The organism is Microbacterium gilvum, assembly GCF_039543865.1.
Classification (GTDB): domain Bacteria; phylum Actinomycetota; class Actinomycetes; order Actinomycetales; family Microbacteriaceae; genus Microbacterium; species Microbacterium gilvum.
In genome coordinates this window covers 247,642-261,838 of sequence record NZ_BAABKO010000003.1, presented here as the reverse complement: position 1 = coordinate 261,838, position 14,197 = coordinate 247,642, and the positions used below count along the sequence as shown (strand labels likewise).

The 14,197-nt window shown below is 73.2% G+C and carries 12 protein-coding genes; 1 reads left to right on the top strand and 11 read right to left on the bottom strand.

Translation table 11 applies throughout. The features are described from left to right. Window positions 1-71: 71 nt before the first annotated feature. The 10 genes from ABD998_RS10405 to ABD998_RS10360 form a co-directional block, all read right to left on the bottom strand. Window positions 72-2,504 carry a glycoside hydrolase family 2 protein gene (locus tag ABD998_RS10405; protein WP_345438806.1) on the bottom strand — a complete coding sequence of 811 codons (2,433 nt, stop codon included), beginning with the start codon at window positions 2,502-2,504 and terminating at the stop codon, window positions 72-74. Between the two features lie 68 nt (window positions 2,505-2,572). After that, a complete protein-coding gene (locus ABD998_RS10400) occupies window positions 2,573-3,880 on the bottom strand; it encodes an amidohydrolase (RefSeq protein ID WP_345438804.1) in 1,308 nt (435 codons plus the stop codon). 28 nt (window positions 3,881-3,908) lie between these two features. After that, window positions 3,909-4,547: a VOC family protein gene (locus tag ABD998_RS10395; RefSeq protein ID WP_345438803.1), complete on the bottom strand. Its 639-nt coding sequence runs from the start codon at window positions 4,545-4,547 to the stop codon at window positions 3,909-3,911. Continuing rightward, window positions 4,544-5,170, bottom strand: a complete 627-nt coding sequence (locus ABD998_RS10390; RefSeq protein ID WP_345438801.1) for an alkylhydroperoxidase domain protein — start codon at window positions 5,168-5,170, stop codon at window positions 4,544-4,546. The genes ABD998_RS10395 and ABD998_RS10390 overlap by 4 nt, the downstream gene beginning before the upstream one ends. Continuing rightward, window positions 5,167-5,784 (bottom strand): CMD domain protein, encoded by a 618-nt coding sequence (locus ABD998_RS10385; RefSeq protein ID WP_345438799.1) that lies wholly within the window; start codon window positions 5,782-5,784, stop codon window positions 5,167-5,169. Before ABD998_RS10385 ends, ABD998_RS10390 begins: the two co-directional genes overlap by 4 nt. After that, window positions 5,781-6,863, bottom strand: a complete 1,083-nt coding sequence (locus ABD998_RS10380) for a putative FMN-dependent luciferase-like monooxygenase (RefSeq protein ID WP_345438797.1) — start codon at window positions 6,861-6,863, stop codon at window positions 5,781-5,783. The genes ABD998_RS10385 and ABD998_RS10380 overlap by 4 nt, the downstream gene beginning before the upstream one ends. Beyond that, on the bottom strand, window positions 6,860-8,488 hold the full coding sequence (locus ABD998_RS10375) for an ABC transporter ATP-binding protein (protein ID WP_345438795.1): 1,629 nt from the start codon (window positions 8,486-8,488) through the stop codon (window positions 6,860-6,862). The genes ABD998_RS10380 and ABD998_RS10375 overlap by 4 nt, the downstream gene beginning before the upstream one ends. Further along, a complete protein-coding gene (locus ABD998_RS10370; RefSeq protein ID WP_345438793.1) occupies window positions 8,485-9,324 on the bottom strand; it encodes an ABC transporter permease in 840 nt (279 codons plus the stop codon). Before ABD998_RS10370 ends, ABD998_RS10375 begins: the two co-directional genes overlap by 4 nt. Then, window positions 9,321-10,277, bottom strand: a complete 957-nt coding sequence (locus tag ABD998_RS10365; RefSeq protein WP_345439113.1) for an ABC transporter permease — start codon at window positions 10,275-10,277, stop codon at window positions 9,321-9,323. The genes ABD998_RS10370 and ABD998_RS10365 overlap by 4 nt, the downstream gene beginning before the upstream one ends. 94 nt (window positions 10,278-10,371) lie before the next feature. Next, a complete protein-coding gene (locus tag ABD998_RS10360; protein WP_345438791.1) occupies window positions 10,372-12,024 on the bottom strand; it encodes a TIGR04028 family ABC transporter substrate-binding protein in 1,653 nt (550 codons plus the stop codon). Between the two features lie 194 nt (window positions 12,025-12,218). On the opposite strand from ABD998_RS10360, the gene radA reads away from it, so the two are divergent. Next, entirely contained in the window at window positions 12,219-13,547 is a 1,329-nt protein-coding gene (radA, locus tag ABD998_RS10355; protein ID WP_345438789.1) for a DNA repair protein RadA, read from the top strand. Window positions 13,548-13,578: 31 nt separating this feature from the next. Here the strand turns inward: radA and ABD998_RS10350 are convergent, their stop codons facing one another. Next, complete coding sequence (locus ABD998_RS10350) at window positions 13,579-13,992, bottom strand: dehydrogenase (RefSeq protein WP_345438787.1); 414 nt, start codon at window positions 13,990-13,992, stop codon at window positions 13,579-13,581. Between the last annotated feature and the right edge of the window lie 205 nt (window positions 13,993-14,197).

Genomic DNA, 14,197 nt, shown 5'->3' with positions numbered 1-14,197 from the left:
CACGACGGCGCGCGCAGCGCCCCGGCCGGGGACGGCCGGGGCGCTGCGGCGGGACCCCTGCGGTGCGCGGCTCAGCTCCGCAGGTCTCCTGCGTGCCGGAGCACGAGCGCATCCGCGAACACGTCGGGGGCGACGTCGTCGGGCACCCCCGAGACCGTGAAGACGTGCTCCTCGCCCGGCAGCAGCGTCACGAGGCCCGAGTCGACGACGGCAGCGGGATGACCGCGGTCGGCGAGCAGGAAGACGTCGCGCGCATAGGCGCGCGCCCGCACGCGGACGCGCACCGTGCCATCCGCCCGCTCGGCCTCGACCTCGAGCGGGCGCGCGTCGAGCGGCTGGTCGACGACCTCGGCGAAGTCGTGCACGGCGCGCGCGAAGCCGGGCGCCTCGACGACGAGCACCTCGCCGGCACCGCCGGAGGCGACCTCCTCGGGCAGCGGGACGGTCGTCGCGCCGCGCGCTGCGACCTCCGCCGCGAGCCGCACCCGGGCGCGCACCTCGCCCGCCAGCGACAGCCGGCGCACGACGAGATCGCCCGACCACGGCTCATCCGCGTCATCGAGAAGCACGGCCGCGAGGGCGCCGTCGCGCGGCTGGACCGTCACGAGCCGCGGCTCGTAGACCGCCTTGAGGGCGTACCAGAGGGGCTTCCTCCGCTCCGCGAAGTCGACGGCGGCCCAGGAGATGACGGGCCAGTCGTCGTTGAGCTGCCACACGATCGTGCCGGTGTTGTACGGCGCGAGCGAGCGGAAGTGGGCGATCCCGAAGCGCACGGCCGCCGCCTGGTTCAGCTGCGTCGCCCAGTGCCAGTCGTCGATCGTCGCGGGGGCCGGCAGGTGCGGGCCGTAGCCGCGCTCGAGCTTGACATTGCCCTCGTGCGCCTTCTGGTGCACGAGCATCTCGTGGCCGTGCGGCTCGAGGGGCGCGTCGTGCACCGCCTCGGTGAGCGTCGTCCACGCGGGCGGCCCCTGGAAGCCGAACTCCGCGACGAAGCGCGGCGTCCACTCGCGGTAGGCGGCGTAGTCCTTCGTGTTCCAGACGTCCCAGATGTGGACGGTGCCGTACGTGTCGAGGTTGGGGCTGAGGAACCGCGAGAACGAGTACGGGCTCCCCGGCGAGTAGAACCTCGTGCCGTCGAGCTCGGCCACGAGCCTCGGGAAGAGGCGGAAGTAGTAACCCTCGCCCCACGTGCGGCCCTCGAGGCGGTGGCGCCATCCCCAGTCGGCATAGCCGACGATGTTCTCGTTGTTGCCGTTCCAGATGACGAGCGACGGATGCGGCGACAGCCGGGTGATGGCCTCCCGCGCCTCCGCCTCGATCTCGCGCGCGAGCCACTCCTCCTCGGCGTAGGCGGCGCAGGCCAGCAGGAAGTCCTGCCAGACGAGCACCCCCTGCTCGTCGCACAGGTCGTAGAAGTCGTCCGACTCGTAGATGCCGCCGCCCCACACCCGCAGCAGGTTCATGTTCGCCTCGGTGGCGTCTGCGATGCGCCGTGCGTAGCGGTCGCGGCCGACCTCCGTCGTGAAGGCGTGGTCGGGGATCCAGTTCGCGCCGCGGATCTGGATGAGACGGCCGTTCACATGGACGGCGAACGGACTGCCCTGCTCGTCGGGGGCGACGTCGACGTGCACCGTGCGGAAGCCGACGCGGCCGTGCCATTCGTCGAGGCCCGGCAGGCGGACGGCGACGTCGTAGAGCGGCTGCGCGCCGTGACCGCGCGGCCACCAGAGCTCCGCGTCGGCGACGTCGACCCGCACGCGCGCGGCCGACCTGCCGGCGGGCACCTCGACGTCGGCCGTCGTCCCCGCGATCTCGACCTCGACACGCAGCGCGGCGGCCTCCACGCCATCCCCGCGCTCGATCTCGACGTGCGCGTCGAGCACGCCCGTAGTCCCGTCGACGTCGACCAGGGGGCGCACCGAGGCGATGCGCGCGGTCGACCACGACTCGACGCGGATGGGCTTCCAGATGCCGGCGCCCGCGACGTCGATGCCCCAGTCCCACCCGAAGCTCGACGCCATCTTGCGCAGCGCGTTGTACGGATGGTGGTTGACATGCGGGCGCGCGCCGTGCTCCTCCGAGCGCGCGTGCGCCGCCGGAACGGGCGCCGCGATGTCGATGCGCAGCGCGTTCTCGCCGTCGACGAGCGCGGCGCCGATGTCGAAGCGGTACGAGCGGTGCTGGTTCTCGGTCCGGCCGATCTCGACGCCGTTGAGCACGACGGTCGCGAGCGTGTCGAGCCCCTCGGCCACGAGCTGCTGACGCTCGGAGCCGTCCGGCGTCCAGCGGAACGTCGTCTCGAAGCGCCAGTCGACGTCGCCGATCCACTGCTGCGCGTCCTCGTTCGCGCCGTCGAAGGGTTCGTCGATGAGGCCGGCGCGCAACAGGTCCAGGTGCACCGTGCCGGGGACGACCGCGGGGATGCCCCGCCCCCTCACCCCCTCGGGGGCGGGCCCGGTGATCGCCGTGACGGTCCAGTCGTCGGTGAGAGGGATGACGGTCATGCGGCTCCTTCGCCTCGATGTACTTAGTTACATCTTGGTACAAAGTGCCGCCGAGGGGAAGAGGGTGCTCACCCCTCCCAGCGGAACCGGCCGCCGAGGGCGGCGAACTCCTCCGAGACCGCGTCGCGAAGGCGCGCGTCGGCGAGGTAGTCGATCGCCGCCGCCCCGAGCGCCGCCGCCGCGTCGGCCATCGCGGCGAACGCCGCAGGCCGCACGGTCGCGTCGGCGAACGCCGCGTTGTGGGGCTGCACGCCGGCGGGGGCGCCGAGGCCGATGGACGGGTGGATCGACGGCACGTACCGCGAGACGTTGCCCATGTCGGTCGACGGTCCGCCCTGGGCCGGCACGAGGGGCGGCGCCGGCACGGCGCGACCGCGCGAGCGGATGGTCGCGGCCCAGCGCTTCGTGAGCGCCACGTTCGCCTCGAGCGGGAGGTACGGGGGCACGGGGTCGACCTCGATCTCGGCGGTCGCGCCCGTCGAGACGGCGGCGCCCTCGAGCACCGCGACCACGCGGTCGGTGAGCGCGCGGAGCGTGTCGACCTCGCCCGAGCGCACGTAGAACAGCGCCGACGCGCGCTCGGGGACGATGTTCGGCGCGGCGCCGCCGTCGGTGATGATGCCGTGCACGCGGTCGATCGGCAGGATGTGCTGCCGCAGCTGCGCCACGCCCTGGTACGCCGTCACCACGGCGTCGAGGGCATTGAGGCCCAGCCACGGCGCCCCTGCCGCATGCGCGGCACGCCCGCGGTACGTCACCGCGACGCGGCGCACGCCCGTCGTGCGCTGGCCGACGATCGACGAGACCTCGTCGCCGCCGGCCGGATGGACCATCCCCGCCGCGTCGACGTCGTCGAACCCGCCCGCGCGGATGATGTGCTCCTTGCCGCCGCCGTTCTCCTCCGCGGGCGTGCCGATGAGCGAGAGCCGGCCGCCCCGCCGGGCGACGAGCGGGGCGGCCGCGAGGAAGGCCCCCACGCCGATGCCGGCGATGATGTTGTGGCCGCAGGCCTGGCCGATGCCGGGGAGGGCGTCGTACTCGGCGATGACGGCGAAGTGGGGGCCGTCGCCCTCCCCCACCGTGGCGCGCAGGGCCGTGTCGAGCCCGAAGGCCCCGACCTCGGCCTCCACGCCGTGCGCGGCGAGCAGGTCCGCGATGCGGCGCACCGATCGGTGCTCGTCGAAGCCCGTCTCCGGATCGTCGTGGAGCGCGACGGCGAGCGCCTCCAGTTCGGGTCGCAGGTCGTCGACCGCCGCGCCGACGGCGGCACGGTCGGCGTCTCCTGCGCCCTCGAACGGCGACGACTCGTCGACGGTCGCAGGCGTCCGCCCCGCCGCTTCCTGCCACGCGAGGTACGCGTCGATGTGATCGGCCATGGTTCTCCCTCCCGCCGCGCGGCGATCGCTACAGGACGACGACCTCGCCGTCGGCCCGCCGCAGCGTGAGGCGGAAGCCGGCGGGCGCGCCCTCGACGACGTCGGCGCCGTGACCCAGCGCCGTCAGCACAGCGCGCAGCGGCGCCGGGTCGGGCTCGACCCGCTCGAACGAGAGCAGTTCGATGGCGGGAATCCCGCTCAGCCCCGGCTGCTCCGTGCCGCCCCAGTCGATGAGGAACGGCACGTCGAGGCGACGGCCCTCTCCGCGCGTCAGCCGCCACTCCAGCAGCGTGCCGTCGGGCTTGCGGCGCGAGAGATCGTGCACGTCGCCGGGATCGTAGCCGCGCTCGCGAGCCGAGGCGACGGCCTGGTCGATGTCGTCGGGATGGACGGCGTATGCCTGGATGCTCGGCGCCGTGAGCCCGTCGATTCCGAAGGTCGTCGGCACCTCGGGCGCCGTGCGCGCGGGGTCGGGCCCGATGAGCTCCACGTACTGCGGACCGCGCTCGCCGTCGACCGTGAGGGCGACGAGGGCGTTGGCGGTGCCGGTGGGATGCGCGCCCCCGGGCGCCGCCACGACGCCCGTGAGCTCGGCGAACCAGCGCACGACGGCGTCGAGGTCCGGCCCGGCGATGACGATGTGATCGAGGTGCGCGGGGATGGTCATGCGGATTCCTTCCGGCGGCGGGCGGGCACCTCGGGCTCCCCGAGGGACAGCATGAGGCGGTTGGCCCAGTTGAAGAACGCGGCGCCGTTCACGACGTCGACGATCTCCTCGTCTTCGAGCCCCGCATCGCGCAGGCGCTGCACGTCGGCCTCGCCGAAGGCGAGCGGCGTCTCGGCGAGGGCCACCGAGGACGCGGCGATCGCGTTCCAGGCCGCATCGCCGAGGTCGGCGCCGACCCCCTCGTCGAGGAGGCGCTGCACATCCGCCTCGCGGCCCGACTCGCGCGTCGCCGCCGCGGCGTGCACATGGGCGCAGAAGACGCAGCCGTTGTACCGGGAGGTCGCGGCCGCCGCCAGCTCGCGCTCGGCGCGGCCGACGCCGTCCGTGACGTTGAAGAAGATGTCGAGGTCGGTGAGCGTGCGCGCGCGGAGCGCCTCGGGGTCGCGCGCGAGCAGCCGGAAGTAGGGCATCTTCGCGCGAGCGGGCTCGATAAGCGCGGCGCGCTGGGGCTCGGTGAGGTCGTCCTCCGCCACCGGGAGCAGCCACGGCACCCAGCCGAGGCCCTGCTGGGTGAACGCGTCCGGACGGTCGAGGTCGGGGTACGCGGTGACGAGCTCGCTCATGCGCGGCTCCCTTCGGTCGAGGAGGTCGGGGCGGCGGAGGCCAGCGCGCGCAGCCCCCACGCGGTGCGCAGCTGGAACGACAGGAACGCGACGAGCTGCGACAGCGACACGATGTCGTCGGCGCTCCAGCCGGCGTCGACGAGCGCCTGCAGCGCCTCGGGTCGCGACTCGCGCGGGCGGAACACGAGCAGGTGCGCGTGGGTGAGGGCGGCGGCGAGGCGCTCGCCGAGGGCCGCGGCGTCGGCCGTCCACACGAGTCCGGGGGTGCTCTCCGTCGCGAGGCCCGGCTCCCGGTAGGCGCCGTAGGGACCCTGCGTCCTGCCCGAGAGCGCCGCCTCGTCGACGAGGGCGACGAGGCCAGGCGCCTCGTCGCCGAGCAGGTCGGCGTAGAAGTCCGTCGCGGCGTCGAAGCCGTGCAGGCGCGCGACGAAGGCCGCGACCGCATATCGCTCCGAGAGCGGGAACGTCCCCGGGTCCGCGGGCTCGAGCAGCGCCTCGAAGCTGCGCTGCGCGTTCTCCCGCGCCTGCGCCCGGTTGCCGCGGATGGCCGCGAGGCGGCTGCCGGGGGCGATGCCCGCGAGCAGGTCGATGATGTCGGCGTTGTCGGAACTCATGAGACTCCTTCTGCGGGGGCTTCCGCGAGAACGGCGTGGGCGGAGGGGGCGACGTGGGCGGAGCGCAGCGACGCGGCGGCGGCGTGCCCCGTCTCGTATCCGAGGCGCGGTGCGACCTCGGCGGAGAGCAGCTCGAGCGACCGCAGCGTCAGCTCGTGCGTCGCGGCGATCGAGTGGACCTGGAACGAGACGTCGGTCGCGGCGGGGATGGCCGCATCCGCCGACAGCGACGCGACCACCTCGTCGACGGTGCCGACGTGCGTGTCGGTGAGGCGCGCGACGTCCTCGATCCCGAGTCCCGACACGTCCCGCCCGAACATCGTCTGCGCCAGCCGGCGCAGCCCGTCCTCCGCGAGCTCCAGCGCGCGGGTGCGGTGCTCCGGGTCGACGACGAGCGCCGTGCGGGAGGCGAGGATGCGCGGGGCGGCGCCGTCGGGAAGCGCGGCGCGGTACGCCTCGATGATGGGCAGCTGGATGGCGTGGAGCGGAGCGTCGGGGTCGGCCTCGGTGCGCGGCTGCGTGCGCGAGAGCAGCAGGCCGTCGCCGCGGAGCCCGGCGCGGCGACCGCCGTCGACGGAGAACGTCGCCTGCCAGATGCGGTCGGCGAGATCGCCCGCCGGCGGATAGATCCGCGACGGCGTGCCGCGCACGCCGCGGCCCGAGAGCGCGTCGACGAACACGCCGAAGTGGTCGTCGAAGATCTCGCGCCGACGCGACGGATCCTGCCCGAACGCCGCGAACGACGAGGGCGTCCCGCCCGATGCGACCCCGAGCTGCACGCGTCCGCCGCTCAGCTGATCGAGCACGGCCGCATCCTCGGCGGCGCGCAGGGGGTCGTCGATCGGCAGCGTAAGCACGGCGGTGCCGAGACCGATGCGCTCGGTCCGCTCGGCCGCGGCGGCCAGGAGCACGAACGGCGACGGGAGGCCTCCCTCGTGCTCGCCGAAGTGATGCTGCGCGACCCACGCCGATGCGAAGCCGGATGCCTCGGCGTGCGCGATCTGCTCGAGCGCGAACCGGTAGCGGTCGGCGGCGGGAGCCTCCTCGAGCAGGCGCGTGAAGAAGCCGAGCCGGGTCATGCGCCGCCTCGGAAAGCCGCGCCGGGGATGGCCGCGAGCAGCTGTCGCGTGTAGTCGTGCTGCGGGGCGTCGAACACCTGCCCCGCGGAGCCGAGCTCGACCTGGCGCCCGCGCCGGAGCACCGAGACGGTGTCGGCGATCTGCCGGACGACGGCGAGGTCGTGCGAGATGAACACGTAGGTCAGCCCGAGCTCCTCCTGCAGTCGCGCGAGCAGGCGGAGGATCTGCGCCTGCACGGTGACGTCGAGGGCCGAGACCGCCTCGTCGAGGACGACGAGCTCCGGCTCGAGGATGAGCGCACGGGCGATCGCGACGCGCTGGCGCTGGCCGCCCGACAGCTCGCGCGGGCGGCGGTTCGCGAGCTCCGGCGCGAGCGAGACGAGTTCGAGGTGGTGCGCGACGCGCTCGGCTCGCTCCGCCGACGTGCCGATGCCGAAGTTCGCGAGCGGCTCGGCGAGCACCTGCCCGATCGTCTGCCGCGGATCGAGCGAGCCGTACGGGTTCTGGTAGACGAGCTGCGTCGTGCGCCGGAACGCGCGGGCGGATCGGAGTGCCGTGACGTCGACGTCGCCCACGCGGATGGCACCGGACGTCGGGCGGTTGAGGCCCGCGATGCTGCGTCCGGTGGTCGTCTTGCCCGATCCCGACTCTCCCACGAGCGCGTGCGTCGTGCCGCGCGGCACCGTGAACGAGACGTCGTCGACGGCGACGAGCGGAGCCCGTCCGCCGCCGCGCGCGAACTCCTGGCGCAGCGCCGTCACCTCGACGAGGGGGCGCTCGCCGTCCGCGACGACCGGCGGCACGCGTTCGACGACCTGCGCGAGCGACGGGGCGTCGGCGAGGAGGGTGCGCGTGTACTCCGCGTCGGGCGCGGCGAGCACGGTGGCCGACGGGCCGGCCTCCTGCACCTCTCCCCCGCGCATGACGACGATCGAGTCCGAGCGGTCGGCTGCGACGGCGAGGTCGTGCGTGATGAAGAGGATGCCCGTCCCCGTCTCCGTGCGCAGGCGGTCGAGGAGGTCGAGCACGGTGCGCTGCACCGTGACGTCGAGGGCGCTCGTGGGCTCGTCGGCGATGATGAGCTCGGGTTCGAGGGCGAGCGCGGCGGCGATGAGCACGCGCTGGCGCATGCCGCCCGAGAGCTCGTGCGGATACTGCCGCGCGCGCGTCTCCGGGTCGTCGATGTCGACGCGCTCGAGCAGCTCGAGCACGCGGGAGCGGACCTTCCTCTGGTCGCGCCATCCGTGGATGCGCAGAGCCTCGCCGACGCTCGACCCGATCGTCGTGACGGGGTTCAGCGAGTTGCCGGGGTCCTGCGGGATGAGCGCGATGCAGCGGCCGCGCAGCGACCGCCAGCGGCGCTCGGAGAGGCCGACGAGCTCTGTGACGCCCTCGCGCCGCTCGTTCAGGCTGATGCTCCCGCCTGCGACGCGGCCGTTGGAGGCCAGCAGGCCGATGACCGACTGGGCGACGGTCGACTTGCCGGAGCCCGACTCGCCGACGAGCGCCGTCACCTCGCCCGCCGCCACGTCGAACGAGACGCCTCGCACGGCGTCGACGGGTCCGTGCGCCGTGCGGTACTGCACGGCGAGGTCGCGGATGGACAGCAGCGGTTCGCCGGTCATGCGGACTCCCCTCCCCGGATGGCCTGGCTGAGCCGGTTCGTCGCGAGCACGACGACCACGACGACGGCACCGGGCAGGACGGTCAGCCACCAGGCCGTGGCGACGTAGTTGCGCCCCTCCGCGATGAGGAGCCCCCACTCGGGTGTGGGCGGCGGGGCGCCGTACCCGAGGAAGCCGAGGGTCGAGATCTGCAGGATGGCCGAGCCGAGCTGCAGGGCCGCGAGCGCGATGACGGGCGTGAGCGAGTTCGGCAGGATGTGCCGCCACAGCACGCCGAAGAAGGTGCCGCCGGAGCCGTACGCGGCCTCGACGAACTCGCTCACGCGAACGCCGACGACCTGGGAGCGGGCGAGTCGCGCGAACGTCGCGATCGACGTCACGCCCACGGCGATGGCCGCGTTGGTCGTGCCGAACCCGAGCAGGATGACGACGCTGAGCGAGAGGAGGAGGGCGGGGATGGCCAGCAGCACGTCGACGACGCGCATGAGCACCTCGTCGAGCCAGCCGCCCACGGCGCCCGCCGCGACGCCGATGGCGGTTCCGACGACGAGCCCCACGAGCACGGCCACGAGGGCGCCCGTGATCGACTGGGACGCCCCGAAGACGACGCGAGCGTACACGTCGCGCCCCGTGGCATCCGTGCCGAACCAGTGCGCGGCGCTGGGCGCCTGCAGCGACGGGGCGACCGTCTCGGTCGGGCTCGCGCCGGTGAAGAGGGTGGGCGCGACGGCCGCGAGGACGGCGACGACGAGGACGAGACCGGGGACGAGGACGCCGGGTCGCACGAGGGGGCGCCACCATCCGGTGCGGGGGCGCGAGGCGGCGAGCGCGCTCATCGGACGGCTCCCTTCCGGGCCGGGGCCTGCGCCCGGCGCAGGCGCGCGTCGAGCACCGGGTAGAGCAGGTCGACGACGAGGTTGATGACGACGAACGTGACCGTCGTGATGAGGACGACCGCGAGCAGCACAGGGGTGTCGCGGTTGGCGACGGCCTGGGCCGTGATCTGCCCGATGCCGTTGCGGGCGAACACGGCCTCCGTGACGACGGCGCCGCCGACAAGCTCGCCGAAGAGGAGGCCGGCCATCGTGAGCGTCGGCAGGAGGGCGTTGCGGGCGACGTTGCGCCAGAGCAGCCACGCGGTGCTCGCCCCCCGCGCGCGCACGACGGTGACGAAGGGCTGGTCGCGCACCTCGTCGATGCTGCGCATGAGCACCTGCGCGAGCGGCGCGGCGATGGGGATGGCGAGGGTCGCGACCGGGAGGATGAGCGACTGCAGCTCTGACGCGCCGATCGTGGGCACGAGGCGGAGCTGGAAGGAGAAGATCTGGATGAGGATGATGCCGATCCAGAACACCGGCAGCGACACGAAGAACGGCGGGATGGTGCGGAACAGGCGGCGCAGCCATGCGCCCTTGCCGTAGGTCGCGGTGAACGCGATGACGACGGCGAGGAAGATGGCCACGGCGAGACCCGCGACGGCGAGCACGAGCGTGTCGGGCAGGTTCGCGGCGATGAGGTCGGACACCGCCGCACCGCTCTGCACGGAGTAGCCGAAGTCGCCGCGCAGGAACGCGGCGGCGGAGTCGAGGTACCGCACGATGAGCGGCTGGTCGGCGCCGTAGGCGACGCGGATGGCCTCCAGCTGCTCGGGCGTGAGGCCGAGGTCGGGATTGCCGTAGCGCGCGAGGACGGCGTCTCCCGGGAGGGCGGCGAGCAGCACGTACGCCGCCGTGTAGGCGAGCACGAGCACGAGCACCGCCTGCCCGGCGCGTCGCAGGACGTAGAGCATGGTCACCTTCCGAGGTCCCCTTCATCGAAACCAGCCCCCGTCGCCGAGGCCGACGCGCGGAGCGCGGGTCTCGACGGCGAGGGCCGTCTCGGTGCTACTGGGCGAGCCAGGTGTCGTAGAACGACGGACGGCCGACCGACTCCGTGCGGAAGCCCTGGACGGCGTCGATGTAGCCGAACACCTGCGGCTCCTCGAAGATCGGCAGGATGTACGCCTGCTCGGCGAGACGCTGCTGCGCGGCGGCCGAGGCCTCGGCGCGGCCGTCCTCGGTGGGAGACGACGCGATCTGCAGGAGCAGGTCGTCGAGTTCCTGATCGCCCACCGTGCCGTCGGGGTAGCCGTTCAGCAGGGTGTTGCGGTTCTTCGAGAAGTACTGCGACTTCAGGACGTCGTAGTCGGCACGGCCGACCATGGAGTGGTACACCTGCAGCGCGCCGACCTCGATGCGGGCGGCGTCCTGCGCCGCCTGGTCGCCGGGCAGCAGCTCGACGTCGATGCCGAGCTCGGCGAGCTGCTCCTGGATGAGGGTCACGACCTCCCTCGAGCGCGGCTGCGGCAGCGCCTCGTTGAAGGTCAGGGCGAGGGTCTGGCCGTCCTTCTCGCGCAGTCCGTCGGCGTTCAGCTCCCAGCCCGCCTCGTCGAGCAGGTCGGCGGCCTTCTCGGGGTCGTAGGCGTAGTACGACGACGTGTCGGTGTACCCGAGCGCCGTCGATGCGAGCGCTCCCGTCGCGAGCGGGTAGCTGTCGGTGAAGAGCGTCTCGACGATCTGCTCGCGGTCGATGCCAGCGATGAGCGCCTGGCGCACGCGGACGTCCTCGAGGAGCGGGTCGCGGAAGCGGAAGCTCAGGCCGTTGTTGACGCCGTTCGTCGACGCGGCGAGGAGCGAGAGCCCGTCCGCGGAGAACTGCGCCTCGTCGGGCGCCTCGATCTGACGCGCGATCTGCGCCTGCTGCGAGACGACGTTGCCGACGCGCACGCTGTCCTCGCCGACGACGAGGTAGTCGATGGCGTCGAGGTACGCGCGGCCGTCGTGCTCGAACGACTCGGGCGCCCAGTCGTAGTCCTCGCGGACCGCGAGGCTGATCTCGGTCCCGATCTCCTCGCTCGCGATCGTGAACGGGCCGGAGCCGACGATCTCGGCGGCGTTCCCCGGGCCGAACTCCTCGCTCGTGCGGTCGAGCGTCTCGTTCGAGAGCAGGCCGGAGTTGATGGTCGACACGGCCTGCGCGAAGCCGGGGGACGGCGCCGTGAAGAAGAACTTCACCGTGGTCGCGTCGACGGCCTCGCCGTGGTCGTAGTTGTTGATGGCCTCGGAGACCGTGAGGGCGCGGTCGGTGTCGCCCAGGCCGTAGAGGTCGAAGTTCTTCACGACGTTCTCGGCGTCGATGGGCGTGCCATCGGAGTAGGTGGCGTCATCGCGCAGCGTGAAGGTGTACTCCGTCGCGTCGTCGTTCACCTCCCAGCTCGTCGCGATCCAGGGCTCGAGCTCGAGGGTCTCGGGGTCCTGGTAGAGCAGCCGGTCGGTGATGTTGTTGACGATGCCGCCGTTGGGGTAGAAGCCGGCGGACGGCGGATAGAGGGTGTTCCACGTCTGCGGCTCGAGGTACGTGAGCGTGCCGCCTTCGACGGGGTCGCCCGATGCCGCGGAGTCGGACGGCGCGGAGCCGCCGGCGCTGCAGCCGGCGAGCAGCGCGGCTGCCGTGACGGCGGATGCCGCGGCGAGCGCGATGCGGGGGATGCGGGACATGGATGTCTCCTCAGGACGGGGCAGGGGGATCGGCGCTGCTGTGAACCGATGGGATCAAGTCCACCACAGCCGGACGGCGACGGGCCCCGTGAGGGTCACGGAGCGTAAAGTGCGACGCGATCGCACGCGCGCATGGCATGATGACCGACTCGCGCCCGGCGCGCGGTGTCGGCGGCCCTGCCTACGCTGGGGGGATGGCCACCAAGCGCGCCCCCGCCCCCGCCTTCGTCTGCTCGGAGTGCGGGTGGACCTCGCCCAAGTGGGTCGGCCGGTGCGGCGAGTGCCAGCAGTGGAACACCGTCGTCGAGGCGGCCGCGCCCGACGCCGCCCGCCGCGTCGCCCCCATGATCCCGACGTCGTCCGCACGCCCGATCACGAGCATCGACACGTCGGAGACGCCGCGCCGTGCGAGCGGTGTGGGCGAGTTCGACCGCGTGCTGGGCGGAGGCATCGTACCGGGCGCGGCCATCCTGCTCTCCGGCGAGCCGGGTGTCGGCAAGTCGACCCTGCTGCTCGAGGTCGCGGCGCGCTCCGCCCGCGAGGGCAGGCGCGTGCTGTACGTGAGCGCCGAGGAGTCGCCAGGGCAGGTGCGGCTGCGCGCGGAGCGGACGGGCGCCCTCCACGACGAGCTCTTCCTCGCGAGCGAGACCGATCTCGCGAAGATCCTCGGCCACGTCGACGCCGTGAAGCCCTCGCTCCTCGTCGTCGACTCCGTGCAGACCGTGTCGTCGTCGCTGAACGACGGCGCGGCGGGGATGCCGGGCCAGGTGCGCGAGGTCGCCTCCACCCTCATCCGGGTCGCGAAGGAGCGGGACCTCCCCGTCATCCTCGTGGGCCATGTCACGAAGGACGGCCAGGTCGCCGGTCCCCGGCTGCTCGAGCACCTCGTCGACGTCGTCTGCCATTTCGAGGGCGACCGGCAGACGAGTCTCCGCTTCATCCGCGCGCTCAAGAACCGCTTCGGCGCCGCCGACGAGGTGGGGTGCTTCGAGATGGCGGGCGACGGCATCGTCGAGGTGCCCGATCCCAGCGCGCTCTTCCTCTCCCACGGGACGCCCGAACCGGGCACCTGCATCGCGATCGCGCTCGAGGGGCGCCGCGCGCTGCCCGTGGAGGTCCAGGCGCTCGCGGTGCCGACGACGGCGGCGAACCCGCGCCGGGTCGTGAACGGGCTCGATCCGTCGCGCGTGGCGATGGTGCTCGCCGTCCTCGAGATGCGCGCGGGCGTCAAGACGAGCCAGCTCGACGTGTACGTGTCGACGGTCGGCGGCGTGCGGTTCACCGAGCCGGCGGCCGACCTCGCGATCGCGATCGCCGTGGCGGGCTTCGTCCGGGGGCACGCCGTCGCACGGTCGGTCGCGGCCGTGGGCGAGCTCAGCCTCGCGGGCGAGGTGCGTCCCGTCACGCAGGGCGCGCAGCGGCGCGCGGAGGCCGGGCGCCTCGGCTATCGCAGCGTGGTCGACGACGGTGCGGGCAGCCTCAGGGCCGCGCTGGAGGAGATCAGGGCCCGGCACACCGCCTGACGCACACCGCCTGACGCGCGAGGGGGACGCGTCAGGCGTCGAGCACGGCGAGCAGGTCGGCGGGCGCGGCCTGCATGGGGTGAGGACCCGCGATGTCGAGGAACACGGTCGTGATGGCGTCGCGGTGCTGCGTGAGGAACGCGCGGAGCCAGGCGGGCGAGTACACCCCGACCTGGGGCGGCAGGTTCGCGGGCTTGTGGCGGGCGTCGCTGAAGAGCAGGAGCGCCACATCGCCCGTCGCGGCGTCGCGGTAGGTCCACACCTCTCCCCCGTCGAGCGGGTTGTCGCGCGGGCCGGGCGCGAGCAGCGGGACCACGGTGTTGCCGTTGCGGAGGGCGAGGGCGACAGCCGCCATGTCCTGCTTCTCGAGCGCGCGCGCGAGGGCCTCGGAGCGGAACGCCGACGGGTCGGCGGCGACGGACTTCCTGCGCTTCGAGCTGGCCATCCGACCAGCCTACGTTCCGGAAGAGGCCCCCCGCGCTCCGGATGACCGGAGCCACGAGGGGCCGACGCTCTCCGGAGCGAGATGGTCGAGGTGCTGGGGACACCGTGTTCGACAGGCCGCTGGGGACAGCCGTCACGAGCTCCGGAGGTACTTCGACGGTAGTCGAACGACCGTGATCCCGTCTGTCCCCCGTTCGGAGGACAAG

Coding starts and splice junctions, on each gene's coding strand:
- ABD998_RS10405 (WP_345438806.1), bottom strand. CDS start 2,504: ATGACCGTCATCCCTCTCACCGACGACTGGACCGTCACGGCGATCACC.
- ABD998_RS10400 (WP_345438804.1), bottom strand. CDS start 3,880: ATGGCCGATCACATCGACGCGTACCTCGCGTGGCAGGAAGCGGCGGGG.
- ABD998_RS10395 (WP_345438803.1), bottom strand. CDS start 4,547: ATGACCATCCCCGCGCACCTCGATCACATCGTCATCGCCGGGCCGGAC.
- ABD998_RS10390 (WP_345438801.1), bottom strand. CDS start 5,170: ATGAGCGAGCTCGTCACCGCGTACCCCGACCTCGACCGTCCGGACGCG.
- ABD998_RS10385 (WP_345438799.1), bottom strand. CDS start 5,784: ATGAGTTCCGACAACGCCGACATCATCGACCTGCTCGCGGGCATCGCC.
- ABD998_RS10380 (WP_345438797.1), bottom strand. CDS start 6,863: ATGACCCGGCTCGGCTTCTTCACGCGCCTGCTCGAGGAGGCTCCCGCC.
- ABD998_RS10375 (WP_345438795.1), bottom strand. CDS start 8,488: ATGACCGGCGAACCGCTGCTGTCCATCCGCGACCTCGCCGTGCAGTAC.
- ABD998_RS10370 (WP_345438793.1), bottom strand. CDS start 9,324: ATGAGCGCGCTCGCCGCCTCGCGCCCCCGCACCGGATGGTGGCGCCCC.
- ABD998_RS10365 (WP_345439113.1), bottom strand. CDS start 10,277: ATGCTCTACGTCCTGCGACGCGCCGGGCAGGCGGTGCTCGTGCTCGTG.
- ABD998_RS10360 (WP_345438791.1), bottom strand. CDS start 12,024: ATGTCCCGCATCCCCCGCATCGCGCTCGCCGCGGCATCCGCCGTCACG.
- radA (WP_345438789.1), top strand. CDS start 12,219: ATGGCCACCAAGCGCGCCCCCGCCCCCGCCTTCGTCTGCTCGGAGTGC.
- ABD998_RS10350 (WP_345438787.1), bottom strand. CDS start 13,992: ATGGCCAGCTCGAAGCGCAGGAAGTCCGTCGCCGCCGACCCGTCGGCG.